Genomic DNA, 12,452 nt, shown 5'->3' on the forward strand with positions numbered 1-12,452 from the left:
TTTGCCCGAATTGCTACTCAGGAGAAAATTGTGAAAAAAGTCCTGAGAAGACACCGGCGTGCCTACGGGACAAGGCGGCGGCGCCCCGACTCAGAAGGAGAGGCACTCGCAGCCGGTCATCAGGGCGCGGACGTTTTCCACGTACCGCGGGTTGGGGATCACCAGCCCCGCGTCGGTGTCGACGGCGCCGAACCCGAAGTTGTACGACGCGATGACCGCGTTGACGAGGCACGGCGCGGTGTGGCTCGCGCAGCCACCGCTCGTGTCGAGTGTGTAGTCGCCCTCGAAGTAGACGTCGCCGAAGTACTTGATGAGCCAGGCAAGGTAGTTGGCGCCCAGCGAGGCGTTGTCGGTGTACGTGCGGATGTCGTACGACTTGCCGAAGCGCTGGTTGACGAACGCGGCAGTGTCCGGCATCACCTGCATCAGCCCGATCCCGCCGTCGCACGCGATAATGTTCGACTGCCAGCCGCTCTCCTGCCACGCCGTGGCCTTGACGAGGTTGACCGGCACCTTGATGCTCGGCGCCGAGGTCGGCCAGTACGTGCGGCCGGCCGCCGCGGTCAGGGCCTCCTTGACCTGGGCGCGGGTGGCCGCGGTCCCCTCGTACTTCGGGCTGGTGCACCCGGACACCGGCGGCTTCGGCGGCGTGGGCGGCGGCAGCTGGGTCTCCACCGGCGGCTTGCGCTTGGGCTTCGGCTTGGCCGGCGGGCGCGTGGTCGGCGACTTCTTCGGCGTGGGCGAGGCCGACGCGCTCGGCGTGGGCGCGGCACCCCACTCCTGCGCCAGGGGCTCGACCTGCGTCCCCTCGGTGGTGACCGCGGAGTCGGGCGGCGCACCGCCCGTCGCGCTCGGCGTCTGCTCCAGGCAACCCGCCATCGCGAACAACGTAAGAACCGCGACGACCCCCGTGCGCACCCTCACCGTGCCTACCTCTCGCTTGCGGCCGCGAGGCTCGCACCATGGCCGATCGGGCCGTGGCAGCTGACGCCCCCGCGTAGCACGCTGCGCACCATAACAGCTCGTCGTGGGGCTACCGGGGGCTGAACCCGACATGTCTGGCACATCGGGCGACCGGTTTTCGACGCGGCCCCGCGTGGCCCAAGCGACCATGAAGACGGCCGTCCACAGCACGCCGAGCAGCACCGACGTGACGAGCTGGCTGGCCGTGTTCCAGCCGACGTAGAGGCGCGCGGCCGTGACCGTCACCACGGCGACGACCGCCGCGGTCCACACGGCCACACCGATCATCCACCGGGTGCGGCGCGCGAACAGCCAGGCCAGCGTGCAGAGGCTCGCGGTGACGACCGCGTGCTGGGTCAGGAAGAACCGCTCGGCGAGGGCCCGCTCCGCGACGGCGAGCAGCAACAGCGGCAGGAACGCGCCGGCCGTCGCCACGAGCGTGACAAGGTCGCCCCGCCACGACCGGCGGCGCCAGCCGAGCAGGAGCGCGGCCAGCGCCACGACGACCACGAGGCTCTTGGGTCCGAACACGTCGACCACCACGTCCGCCGCGTGGGCGAAGCCGTCGGTGCGCCGCGCGGCGAGCCAGTTGGCGATCGCGTCGTCCACCACGGACAGTCCACTGTGGCGCACCACGGCGTTGACGACGAAAGCCATCGCGAACGCGAACAGCAGCAGCAGGGCCAGGCCGAAGACGAGGTTGGCCACGAACGCCCAGCCCGGTCCGAAGCGCATGGAGAGCAGGAAGAACAGCAGCCCGTACCGCTGGGTGACCCACCGCATCGGCGGGAGTGCCCCCGCCCTGCGGGCCAGCGCGAACGCCGGGTCCGGGTTGCGGCCCAGCCACCGTCCAAGTAGGACAATGGCGATGACGGCGACGAGCAGGATCAGCACCGCGCCGGTGGCCTTGCCGAGGTAGCGGGAGACCGTCTCGTAGGACTCGCCGGCCAGGAAACCGACGGCGACGGAGGTGCCGACCCAGGTGACCACGCCCAGTGCGTTCCACGGGGCGAAGCGCCGGTACGGCATGCCCGCGCCGCCGGCAAGGCGCGGGGCGAGCGTGCGCACGAACGCCACCCACCGCGCGCCGAACATCGCCCGCCCGCCGAGCCGCTCCAGCATCGCGTCGGCCTTACGCCAGCGCTCGTGCCCGATCCGCGCACCCCAGCGCCCGGAGCGCAGCTTGGGTCCGTAGCGGCGGCCGCTGCGGAAGGCGAGCGCGTCGCCGGTCAGCGCGGCGACGATCATGACGGCCACGGCCGGGCCGAGGCGGAGCGTGCCGAGGTAGGCCAGGAAGCCGACGGTGAGCAGCGTGGCCTCGGCCGGCACCATCAAACCGACGATGACCGCAGTCTCGCCCGCGACGAGGACCGCCGCGACGATGTAGACGAGCAGCGGCGGTAGGTCGGTCAGGAGGTTTACCAGCTCTTGCACGCGTGCCCCGGTACACGTACGACAGCATGCCAGGCCAATGTGACAGCTTGGGCGCGTGTCCCACGGGCGCCAACCCCCGGCGCTGGCCGATGATCACAGGTTCGGGACAATGGACGGTATGCAGACCCGCTCGGACCTCCGGAACGTCGCGATCATCGCCCACGTCGACCACGGCAAGACGACCTTGGTCGACGCCATGCTGCGGCAAGCCGGGGCCATCCACAGCCGCGGCGAGATGGCCGACCGGGTGATGGACTCGATGGACCTTGAGCGGGAAAAGGGCATCACGATCCTCGCCAAGAACACCGCCGTCCGTTATGTACCGGCTGACGGCACCCCCGTCACCATCAACATCATCGACACGCCTGGCCACGCCGACTTCGGCGGCGAGGTCGAGCGCGGCCTCACGATGGTCGACGGCGTGCTGCTGCTTGTCGACGCGAGCGAGGGGCCGCTGCCGCAGACGCGCTTCGTGCTGCGCAAGGCGCTCAAGGCCCGCCTGCCGATCATCCTGGTGATCAACAAGGTCGACCGGCCGGACGCGCGGATCAAAGAAGTGGTCGACGACACGTACGAGCTCTTCCTCGACCTCGACGCCGACGAGGCCCAGATCGACTTCCCGATCGTGTACGCGTGCGCCCGCGACGGCCTCGCCTCCCTCAGCCAGCCGGCCGACGGGGCGATGCCCGACTCCACCGACCTCCAGCCGCTCTTCCAGACGCTGCTCGACACGATCCCCGCCCCGGCGTACGACGAGGAGGCGCCACTGCAGGCGCACGTCACCAACCTCGACGCCTCGCCGTTCCTGGGCCGGCTCGCGCTGTGCCGGGTGCGGCAGGGCACGATCCGCAAGGGGCAGACGGTGGTCTGGTGCCGCGAGGGCGGCGCCGAGGAGAAGGTGCGCATCTCCGAGCTGCTGATGACCGACGGGCTGGAGCGCAAGCCGGCCGACGAGGCCGGGCCGGGCGACATCATCGCGGTCGCCGGCATCCCCGAGATCATGATCGGTGACACGCTCGCCGACGCGGAAAACCCCATCGCGCTCCCCCGCATCACCGTCGACGAGCCGGCCATCTCGATGACCATCGGCACCAACACCTCGCCGCTGGTCGGCCGGGTCAAGGGCGCGAAGGTCACCGCCCGCATGGTCAAGGACCGCCTCGACCGCGAGCTGGTCGGCAACGTCTCGCTCCGCGTCCTGCCCACCGAACGCCCGGACACCTGGGAGGTGCAGGGCCGCGGCGAGCTGGCCCTCGCCATCCTGGTCGAGCAGATGCGCCGCGAGCAGTACGAGCTGACCGTCGGCAAGCCACAGGTGGTGACCCGGGTGGTCGACGGCAAGATCTACGAGCCGGTGGAGCGCCTCACCATCGACGCGCCCGACGAGCACCTCGGCGCGATCACCCAGCTCCTGGCCACCCGCAAGGGCCGCATGGAGCAGCTCGTCAACCACGGCACCGGCTGGATCCGGATGGAGTGGCTGGTGCCGGCGCGCGGCCTGATCGGCTTCCGCACCGAGTTCCTGACCGACACCCGCGGCACCGGCATCCTGCACCACGTCTTCGAGTCGTACGAGCCGTGGGCCGGCGAGCTGCGCACCCGCAACACCGGGTCGCTTGTCGCCGACCGGTCGGGCGCGGTCACCGCGTTCGCGATGCTCAACCTCCAGGAGCGGGGCACGCTGTTCGTCGAGCCGTCCACCGAGGTGTACGAGGGCATGATCGTCGGGGAAAACTCGCGCTCCGACGACATGGACGTCAACATCACCAAGGAGAAGAAGCTCACCAACATGCGCGCCTCCACGTCCGAGGAGACGGAGAAGGTGATCCCGCCGCGCAAGCTCTCGCTGGAACAGGCGCTGGAGTTCTGCCGCGAGGACGAGTGCGTCGAGGTGACGCCGGCCGCGGTGCGCCTGCGGAAGGTCGTGCTCGAGGCCACCCAGCGGGCCCGGGAGACCGCCCGGCGCAAGCATGCTGGATAGCCTGCCACCAGGCGTGTCTGTCTACATCGGACCATTGGACGGACCGGCGCGCCGCACGCGGCTGCCGGACGAGACCCACTACGCCGCGAGCACGATGAAGGTCGCCGTGCTCGCGGCGCTGCACCGCTCGGGCGCGGACCTCGACGCCGCGGTGCCGGTACACAACGTGTTCAGGTCGGCGGCGGGCGGGCTGTTCGGCTGCACCCGCGACTACGACAGCGACAAGGGCGTGTGGGAGCGGATCGGCGGCACCGCCCCGCTCGGCTGGCTGGCCGACCGCATGATCACGAAGTCGAGCAACCTCGCCACCAACATCGTGCTCGGCCACGTCGGGCTGGACGCGGTCGCCGAGGTGTGGGCGCTGGCCGGCGCGCGGCACAGCGTGACCGCCCGCGGCATCGAAGACTACGCGGCGCGCGAGGCCGGCCTCACCAACCTGGTCACCGCCGCCGACCTCGCCGCGCTGTTCACCGCGATCGTGGCGGGCACGCTCGGGCCGCCGGACGCGATGCTGGACACGCTGCTGCGGCAGGAACGCACCGAGGACCTCGCCGCCGGCCTGCCCGCCGGCACCCGCGTCGCGCACAAGAACGGCTGGGTCGACGGCGTGCGCCACGGTGCCGGCGTGGTCTTCCCGGACGACGCGCCGCCGTACGCGATCGCCGTCTGCACCACCACGGACCTGCCCGACGCCGACGCCTGCGGGGTCATCGCGCGGGTCTCCGCCTGGGCCTGGGAGCACCGATGATCGCGGCCGTGCGCACCCACCGGCTCTCGGCGCCGCTGCACACGCCGTTCGTGACCGCGCTGCGCCGCGCGACGACCGTCGAGACGCTGGTGGTCGAGGTCGTCGATGCCGACGGGCGGTCGGGCTTCGGCGAGGCGCCGCAGGTGTGGCAGGTCACCGGCGCCTCGGTGCCTGGCAGCGAGGCGTGCGTGCGCGAGATCCTCGCGCCGCTGCTCACCGGCCGCGACCCGGACGACCTGCGGGCCAGGCTCGCCGAGGTGGGGCGCGCGGTCGCCGGCAACGAGGCGGCCAAGGCAGCCGTCGACACCGCACTGCACGACCTCGCCGCGCGCCGGCTCGGCGTACCCCTGGCGCGTTTTCTGGGTGGGACGGCGCCGCGGGTTCCCACGGACGTCACGCTCTCCGCCGGCGAGGCCGGCGCCCTCGCCGCGGCGGCCCGGGACCGGGTGGCCGAGGGGTTCGCGGTGCTCAAGCTCAAGGTCGGGCTCGATGCCGCGGGCGACATTTCGCGGGTACGGGAGGTGCGCGCGGCCGGCGGTCCCGCGGTGCGCATCCGGCTCGACGCCAACCAGGGGTGGACGCCGCGCGAGGCGGTGCGGGTGATCCGGGGCATCGAGGACGCGGGGCTCGACGTCGAGCTCGTGGAGCAGCCGGTGCCCGCGTGGGACCTCGCCGGGCTGGCCTGGGTGAGCGAGCGGGTGTCGCTGCCGATCCTGGCCGACGAGGCGGTGTACGGCGTGCGCGACCTCGTCGAGGTGATCCGCCGGCGGGCCGCCGACATGGTCAACGTGAAGCTCGCCAAGTGCGGCGGCCTCGGCCCCGCCCGCACGCTGCTGGAGCTGGCCGCCGCGCACGGCATGGGCACTGTCGTCGGCTCGATGATGGAGAGCCAGGTGGGCATCGGGGCGGCGGCGAGCCTCGTCGCGGCGTACGGCACCACGGCCGTGCCGGACCTGGACGCCGCGTGGTGGCTCGCCTCGTCGCCGGTGGAGGGCGGCATCCGGTACGAGGGCGCGGAGGTCGTCCTGCCGGAGGCGCCGGGACTGGGCTTGAAGATAATATCCACGGATGGTATCTGAGCCGGCAGTTGGTTTCATAGCGACCGCGGTGGCGACACTGTGGTCGGATCCGGCCGCGGTCCGCCCGGTCGACGCGCCCGCCCTGGCGCCCCGCGCCGATGTCGCGGCCTGGGTGTCCAGGTTGGACCGTGACCAGCGCGTGGGTGACTGTGTCGTCAGTCAGCTGCTGCTGGGCGAGCGGGTGCTCGTCGAGCAGGTACGCCCGGACGGCTGGGCCCGCGTCGTCGCGGTCGAGCAGCCCGCCGCGCCGCTGGACGCGCGTGGCTACCCGGGTTGGCTGCCGGCGTCGCAGCTCGCCTTCGGCGCGCTCCCCGAGCCGTCACTCGTCGTCGACGCCGTCGAGACCGCGCTGCTGGACGCGCCCGGCGGGGAGGTCGCGCTGCCCGGCGTGGTCCTCGGCACCCGCCTCGCCCCGGCCGGCGCACCGGTCGACGGCTTCGCGCCGGTGCACGTGCCGGGTCAGGACCGTCCGCTGTGGGTGGAGTCGGGCGCGGTGCTGCCCCTGCCGTACGCGGCGCCCGCCACCGACGTGCTCGTGCAGGCGCGCCGGCTGCTCGACTCCGTGTACGTGTGGGGCGGCATGTCCGGTCACGGCATCGACTGCTCCGGGCTGGTCCACCTGGCGTGGCGGCGCCTCGGCGTGCGGCTGCCCCGCGACGCGAGCGACCAGGCGGACGCGACCGAGCCGGTGCCGCCGGGCGAGGAGCAGCCAGGTGACCTGTACTTTTTCGCCCACCCCGGCCGGCCCGCGCACCATGTGGGCTTCGTGTCCGACCGAGGGCCCGGCCACGTGCTGCACGCCTGCTCCGAGCGGCGCCTCGTGGTCGAGGAGCCGATGCCCCCGCAGCGGGTCGCCACGCTGGCGGCGACCCACCGCGTCGTCAGTGGTCGGCGCTGACCAGCTCTTTCTTGCTGTCCCGCGACGACTTGACGAGGCTGGCCACGGTCGCGATCACCAGCGTGCCAATGATGACGGTCAGCGACAGCCAGATCGGGATGTGCGGCGCCCAGCCGACGTGCTCGCCGCCGTTGATGAACGGCACGTTGTTGTCGGCGAGCGCCTCGAGCACCAGCTTGACGCCGATGAAGCCGAGGATCACCGAGAGCCCCAGCGACAGGTAGACAAGCCGCTCCAGGAGGCCGCCGAGCAGGAAGTACAGCTGGCGCAGGCCCATCAGCGCGAACACGTTGGCGGTGAAGACCAGGTACGGCTCGTCGGTGATGCCGAAGATCGCCGGGATCGAGTCGAGCGCGAAGATGAGGTCGGTCGTGCCGATCGCGATCATCACGAGCAGCAGCGGCGTGAACATGCGCCGTCCGGCGCTGTTTGTCGTCGTGAAGCGGCCGGTGCCGTAGTCGTTGGAGACCCGCAGAGCCCTCCGCGCGTAGCGGATGACGACGTTTTCCTTGTAGTCCTCGGCGTCCATCTCGCCCTCGCGTGCGAGGTTGATGGCCGTGTAGATCAGGAACGCCCCGAAGATGTAGAACACCCAGGCGAACTGCGAGATCAGCGCCGCGCCCGCCGCGATGAAGCCACCCCGCATCACCAGCGCCAGGATGATGCCGATGAGCAGCACTTCCTGCTGGAACTTACGGGGCACCGCGAAGCGGCTCATGATGATCACGAAGACGAACAGGTTGTCGACCGAAAGGCTGTACTCCGTGAGCCAGCCAGCGTAGAACTCGCCCGCGATCGTGCCGCCGGTGGTCACCCAGACCCCGACGCCGAAGAGCAGCGCGAGGGCGACGTAGAAGCTCACCCAGATGCTGGACTCTTTGATGCTGGGCTCGTGTGGGCGGCGACCGATGATGAGCAGGTCGACAGCGAGCACCGCGCCGAGAACGACGAGGGTGACGACCCACACCCCGGTGGACACGTCCAAAAGAAACCTCCGGCAGACATACGACATCGCCCCGTCATGGACGAAGCGATGTGAACTCTGTCGGAGGTCTCTTCCGCCGCCCGCGGGAGAACCCCGGTGGACTGGCGACCGACAATGCCGGGTCCTCGGCCGGCTTGCACCGGTGACGACCGTGTTGACGACAAAGTCGCGGGGGAATACTCCCCTCCTACAGCCCCCATCATCCACCATCGGCGCGGGTTTTGGCACACCCACGCCCTGCGACTCCTAGCACAGCCACTCAAGCTTCCTAGGAGGCTAGGTCCGGTAGGCTGCCCGCATGGTGCTCGAAGTCGCGTTGATCGACGTCAACCCAGGTCAGGAGGACGACTTCGCGGCTGCGTACGCGAAGGGTCACCCGGTCCTCGCCAGCACGCCCGGCTGCCGTTCCGTCCGCATGACCCGCGGCGTCGAGTCGCCCTCACGCTTCGTGCTCCTCGTGGAGTGGGACTCGATCGAAGCGCACACGCAAAACTTCCGGGAGAGCGAGCGCTTCACGACGTGGCGCTCGCACATCGGGCCGTATTTCGCGTCGCCGCCGGTGGTGGAGCACTTCTTCGACGTGCCCGCCTGACCCAGGCATCTCTCTCCCCTCGGCGGGTTTCGTGACAGCGGCGCGGTCGCTCGGCTTGGCGCTCATCAGGGCCGCGTCAAGGCGGAGGGGTCGGTTCGGCGCGCGCTGCGTGGCCTCCCGCGGCAGCAGCGTGCGGTGCTCTAAGCGCGCTCCCCGATACCGCCGCGACGGACGCGCCGGGGGCCACTTGGCTTGGGTCGTGGCGCCGAGAGGGCACACCTCCGGCCTGTCGGTGCTGATGCTGCGCGAGACCGAGGGGATACCGGCAGCCTGACTCACCCCTCGCGCCCAGGCTCGCGGGCTGACCATGACCGTGGCGGCCGCGGCGGGTGACGGCGACACTGGTGGTGGCCGGCGGCTTCCGATCGCGCAGCGCAGCTCGCGTCGCCGGCATCGGGCGACCCCGGCGACGCGGGACCCGGTCCGCCAAGTGGTCTCCCGGACCGCCGCGACGGTGGCCCGGGAGGACAGGACCCATCACGGTGCACGCCAGTTCGCGGGGCGCGGAACCAACCGAGCTGACCAGATCTGGATCAAGGTGAACCAGCCGGTCGTGCTCGGGTCGGGCGCGCATGTGGCGACCTGGAACCTCGGACCGCACAAACGCAGACCGAACCAACCAGGTCCCCCACGCCGGCGGCAGGCGGTGTCCGTGAGCGGCTCGCGCGCCGCTACAACGTCCGCTGGTGCTTCGCGGCCGCCTCGGCCAACCCCTTGGCGCACCCCTGGATGAAGTAGGCCAGGAAGCGCCGGTAAAAGCCGCCCATCCACGGCCGCCTCGCCGTGAACGTCGAGTGCCACCGGATCAGCGTCCCGTCGCCGTCCGGGGTGAGGTCGACGTCGGCGCGGTAGCCGTCGAGTGCCATGCCCGACAGCAGCCGGTAGCTGAAGCGGCGGCCCGGCACCGCCTCGACGATCTCCTCGCGGTTGGTGAACGGCCAGGTCCGGAAGATCCGCACCGCGCCGACCCCCTCGCCGCCCGTCGCGTCGGGCCGCTCCAGCGTGAACGAGCCCAACCCCGACCACGTCGGCCAGGTCGCGCCGTCCTGAAGCAGCCGGTACACCACATCGGCGCCCGCCGTCGAGCGCGCCGTCACATCGATGTCCTGCACACGCATGTACCATATGGTACATGCCCGATCCCCGGCAGCGCCTCCTCGACGCCGCCATCGACCACCTCGCCGCGCACGGCCTCAGCGACCTGAGCCTGCGGCAGCTCGCGGCGGCGCTCGGCACCAGCCACCGCATGCTCATCTACCACTTCGGCAGCAAGGAAGGGCTGCTGGTCGAGGTGATCCGGGCGGTCGAGCGGCGCCAGCGCGAGGCCTTCGGCGACCTCGGCCTGGACGAGGCGGTCACGCCCGGCGACGCGATCCGGCGCATGTGGCGCCGCTTCGCCGACCCCGCGCTCGCGCCGCACGAGCGGCTGTTCTTCGAGGTGTACGGGCAGGCGCTGCAGGGCCGCACCCACGCGCTGCCGCTGCTGGACGGCATCGTCGAGTCGTGGCTCGCGCCGGCGGTCGAGTTCGCCCGCGCCCGCGGGGTGCCGGAGGAGGTGGCCCGTGCCGACGCGCGGCTGGGCGTGGCGGTCATGCGCGGGCTGCTGCTCGACCTGCTCGCCACCGGCGACCGGGCCGGCGTGGACGCGGCGGCCGAGCGCTTCGCGGCGGCCTACGAGGCGCTCACCGCCGAAACTTCGCCCGCCGACCCAGCGTCGTGAAGCCGAGCCGCCGGTAGAGGTGCGCGGCCGGGTTGTCCACGTGGACGTCGAGCAGCGCGTGCCCCGCGCCCTCGGCCCGCATGCGGCGCAGCGCCTCGGTCACCAGCGCGCCGCCGACGCCCCGGCCGCGCCACGACGGCACCACGCCGACCTGGACGATCCAGCCCTCGCTGCTGGTGACGAAGCCGGCATCGCCGCCCGGCCCGGCCGCCAGCAGTGACCACTGTGGACGAAACTCGTCGTCGCCGGCGGTCCAGGCCACCCACCGCTCGGCCGGCCAGCCGGGATAGCCGGGGCGCTCACGGAAGGCCGCCTCGTACGCGGTGAAGAAGCGGACGGCCAGGTCGGGCGTCCACTCGTGCAGGACGAGGTCCGCCGGGAGCGGCGCGGCCGGCGGGTCGGCGGCGAGGTCGACGCGCATCACGTCTTCGGCGAAGACCTGGCGCAGCCCCCGGCTGGCGAAGAGCCGCTCGCCCTCCGCCGTGAGCGCCTCGGTCTCCACCGTCAGGTCCGGACCCGCCGTGCCGATGCCCCAGTCGAGCAGGGCGGCGCCGGCGCCGCGCCCGCGGTGCTCCGGGTCGACGAGGCCGATGAACGCCGCGCCCGGCGACAGCGGGCGGACGGCGGCCGCCGCGACCAGCACCCCCGTAGCCGTGCGGCCGCCGGTCGTGGTCACGCCGTCGGCCGCGAACCGGCTGGTGGTGACCTCCGGCATCCCGCCGTCCGCCGCGTGGCACCGCTCCGCCAGCGCGGCCACCGCGTCCCGGTCACCGGCACGGTCGAGCGGGCCCCAGGTCAACTCTCCGTCGCGCACGCCATGACCCTACGGCGCATCGAGGCTCATGCGCGCCGGATTTTCCGCCGGCCGGTGCGCTCAGGGGCGGTAGGTACCGAACGACCAGCAGTTGCCCTCCAGGTCGCGGGCACCGTACTCGCGGGAGCCGTACGGCTGGTCGGTCAGCGGCATGATCACCTCGGCGCCGGCCGCGACCGCTCGGGCGTGGTGGGCATCGACGTCGTCCACCGCGAGGTACACGCGCCAGTCGTCCGCGTCCGGCACCGCCGGAACCGGCCCCTGCCGCTGGCTGACCATGACCATGCCCGTGCCGTGGGTCAGCTCGGCGTGTGCCACTGTGCCGTCGGGCCCTTCGCTGACCGAGGTCCGTTCGAACCCGAACGCGTCGACAAGCCAGTCGATCGCGGACTTGGCGTCGGTGTACCGGAAGACCGGGTAGATGCTTCGCATGCGGCTCAGTCTGCGCCGGCAAGCTCCAGCGCGATTGGACGAATGTGACCCGGCGTCGCCCCGGTGAACTCGCGGAAGTCGCGGATCAGGTGCGCCTGGTCGTAGTAGCCACAAGCGGCGGCGACCTCGGCCCACCCGCCCGCCGGGTGCGAGCGCGCGTGCTGGAAACGCACCACCCGGGCGGCGGTCTTCGGCGTCAGGCCGATCTCCCGGCGGAACGTCGCGGCGAGGTGCCGGCGGCTCCAGCCCAGCTCGGCCGCCAGCTCGCCGATCGCGACCCCGCCCCGCGCGCGCAGCAGGCGCCGCCACGCCCATGCCACCCGCGACTCCGGCGGTGGCGCGCCGGCCAGCCGCGCGCCGAGCACCTCGTCCAGCACCGCGAAGCGGCTCGGCCAGTCGGGCTGGGCGGCGAGGCGGTCGGGCAGGTCCGCCCAGCCGCCGGGCAGCGCGTCGAGCGGGACCGCGCGGTTGGTCAGCTCGCCCGCCGGCAGGCCGAAGAGGCGGCCGGCGTCGAGCGGGTCGAGCATCAGCTGCACGCCGCGGCCGGTGCCGGTGAGGGTGGTCTCGGCGTACGTGTCGAAGAGGCCGCTGGCGAACGACGCCACCCCGGCCGCCCCGCCGTCCGTCGCGCGCGGGTGCGCCACGTCGAGCGGGTCGCCCCACCCGACGACGAGCACCACCCGCGAACCGGGCAGCTCCCGCCGGCGCAGCACGCCGCCGGCGCGCTCCACGTAGCCGGTGTACTCACCCACGTACGGCCGGAGCCGGGGGTGCGGACGGCCACGCGTGAACGCCAGCGCCACGGC

The 12,452-nt window shown here is 72.2% G+C and carries 12 protein-coding genes and 1 pseudogene; 6 read left to right on the forward strand and 7 right to left on the reverse strand.

All coding sequences use genetic code 11. The annotated features are described in order from the left end of the window. Positions 1-90 precede the first annotated feature (90 nt). Together Phou_RS04565 and Phou_RS04570 are read right to left on the reverse strand one after the other, a co-directional pair. Entirely contained in the window at positions 91-879 is a 789-nt protein-coding gene (locus tag Phou_RS04565; protein WP_173058113.1) for a lytic transglycosylase domain-containing protein, read from the reverse strand. Positions 880-1,017: 138 nt separating this feature from the next. Beyond that, positions 1,018-2,397, reverse strand: a pseudogene (locus tag Phou_RS04570) (DedA family protein); the annotation flags it as partial. 118 nt (positions 2,398-2,515) lie between these two features. Between Phou_RS04570 and typA the strand changes: the two are divergent. From typA to Phou_RS04590, 4 genes are read left to right on the forward strand one after another with little or no spacing between them, the layout of a single operon-like run. After that, the gene (typA, locus tag Phou_RS04575; protein WP_173053814.1) at positions 2,516-4,378 is read left to right on the forward strand and encodes a translational GTPase TypA; all 1,863 of its coding nucleotides are present in this window, start codon (positions 2,516-2,518) and stop codon (positions 4,376-4,378) included. After that, on the forward strand, positions 4,368-5,126 hold the full coding sequence (locus Phou_RS04580; protein ID WP_173053816.1) for a serine hydrolase: 759 nt from the start codon (positions 4,368-4,370) through the stop codon (positions 5,124-5,126). The genes typA and Phou_RS04580 overlap by 11 nt, the downstream gene beginning before the upstream one ends. Further along, positions 5,123-6,205, forward strand: coding sequence for a mandelate racemase/muconate lactonizing enzyme family protein (locus Phou_RS04585; RefSeq protein ID WP_173053818.1), 1,083 nt, complete (start codon positions 5,123-5,125; stop codon positions 6,203-6,205). Before Phou_RS04580 ends, Phou_RS04585 begins: the two co-directional genes overlap by 4 nt. Continuing rightward, positions 6,195-7,103: a C40 family peptidase gene (locus Phou_RS04590; RefSeq protein ID WP_173053820.1), complete on the forward strand. Its 909-nt coding sequence runs from the start codon at positions 6,195-6,197 to the stop codon at positions 7,101-7,103. The genes Phou_RS04585 and Phou_RS04590 overlap by 11 nt, the downstream gene beginning before the upstream one ends. On the opposite strand, the gene Phou_RS04595 is transcribed toward Phou_RS04590, so the two are convergent. Then, complete coding sequence (locus Phou_RS04595; protein WP_173053822.1) at positions 7,087-8,088, reverse strand: TerC family protein; 1,002 nt, start codon at positions 8,086-8,088, stop codon at positions 7,087-7,089. The two genes, Phou_RS04590 and Phou_RS04595, sit on opposite strands and share 17 nt — an antisense overlap. Before the next feature lie 298 nt (positions 8,089-8,386). Between Phou_RS04595 and Phou_RS04600 the strand changes: the two genes are divergently transcribed. After that, positions 8,387-8,680: an antibiotic biosynthesis monooxygenase family protein gene (locus Phou_RS04600; RefSeq protein ID WP_173053824.1), complete on the forward strand. Its 294-nt coding sequence runs from the start codon at positions 8,387-8,389 to the stop codon at positions 8,678-8,680. Between the two features lie 671 nt (positions 8,681-9,351). Here the strand turns inward: Phou_RS04600 and Phou_RS04605 are convergent. Then, positions 9,352-9,798 (reverse strand): SRPBCC family protein, encoded by a 447-nt coding sequence (locus Phou_RS04605; RefSeq protein ID WP_173053827.1) that lies wholly within the window; start codon positions 9,796-9,798, stop codon positions 9,352-9,354. 14 nt (positions 9,799-9,812) lie between these two features. On the opposite strand from Phou_RS04605, the gene Phou_RS04610 reads away from it, so the two are divergent. Continuing rightward, complete coding sequence (locus Phou_RS04610; RefSeq protein WP_173053829.1) at positions 9,813-10,400, forward strand: TetR/AcrR family transcriptional regulator; 588 nt, start codon at positions 9,813-9,815, stop codon at positions 10,398-10,400. Here Phou_RS04610 and Phou_RS04615 read toward each other — a convergent pair. The 3 genes from Phou_RS04615 to Phou_RS04625 are packed head-to-tail and all read right to left on the reverse strand — an operon-like array spanning position 10,363 to position 12,449. Next, a complete protein-coding gene (locus Phou_RS04615) occupies positions 10,363-11,214 on the reverse strand; it encodes a GNAT family N-acetyltransferase (RefSeq protein ID WP_173053831.1) in 852 nt (283 codons plus the stop codon). The two genes, Phou_RS04610 and Phou_RS04615, sit on opposite strands and share 38 nt — an antisense overlap. A gap of 60 nt (positions 11,215-11,274) precedes the next feature. Continuing rightward, on the reverse strand, positions 11,275-11,646 hold the full coding sequence (locus Phou_RS04620) for a VOC family protein (RefSeq protein ID WP_173053833.1): 372 nt from the start codon (positions 11,644-11,646) through the stop codon (positions 11,275-11,277). A gap of 5 nt (positions 11,647-11,651) precedes the next feature. Then, a complete protein-coding gene (locus Phou_RS04625; RefSeq protein WP_173053835.1) occupies positions 11,652-12,449 on the reverse strand; it encodes a helix-turn-helix domain-containing protein in 798 nt (265 codons plus the stop codon). Between the last annotated feature and the right edge of the window lie 3 nt (positions 12,450-12,452).

This window comes from Phytohabitans houttuyneae, assembly GCF_011764425.1.
GTDB classification, from domain to species: domain Bacteria; phylum Actinomycetota; class Actinomycetes; order Mycobacteriales; family Micromonosporaceae; genus Phytohabitans; species Phytohabitans houttuyneae.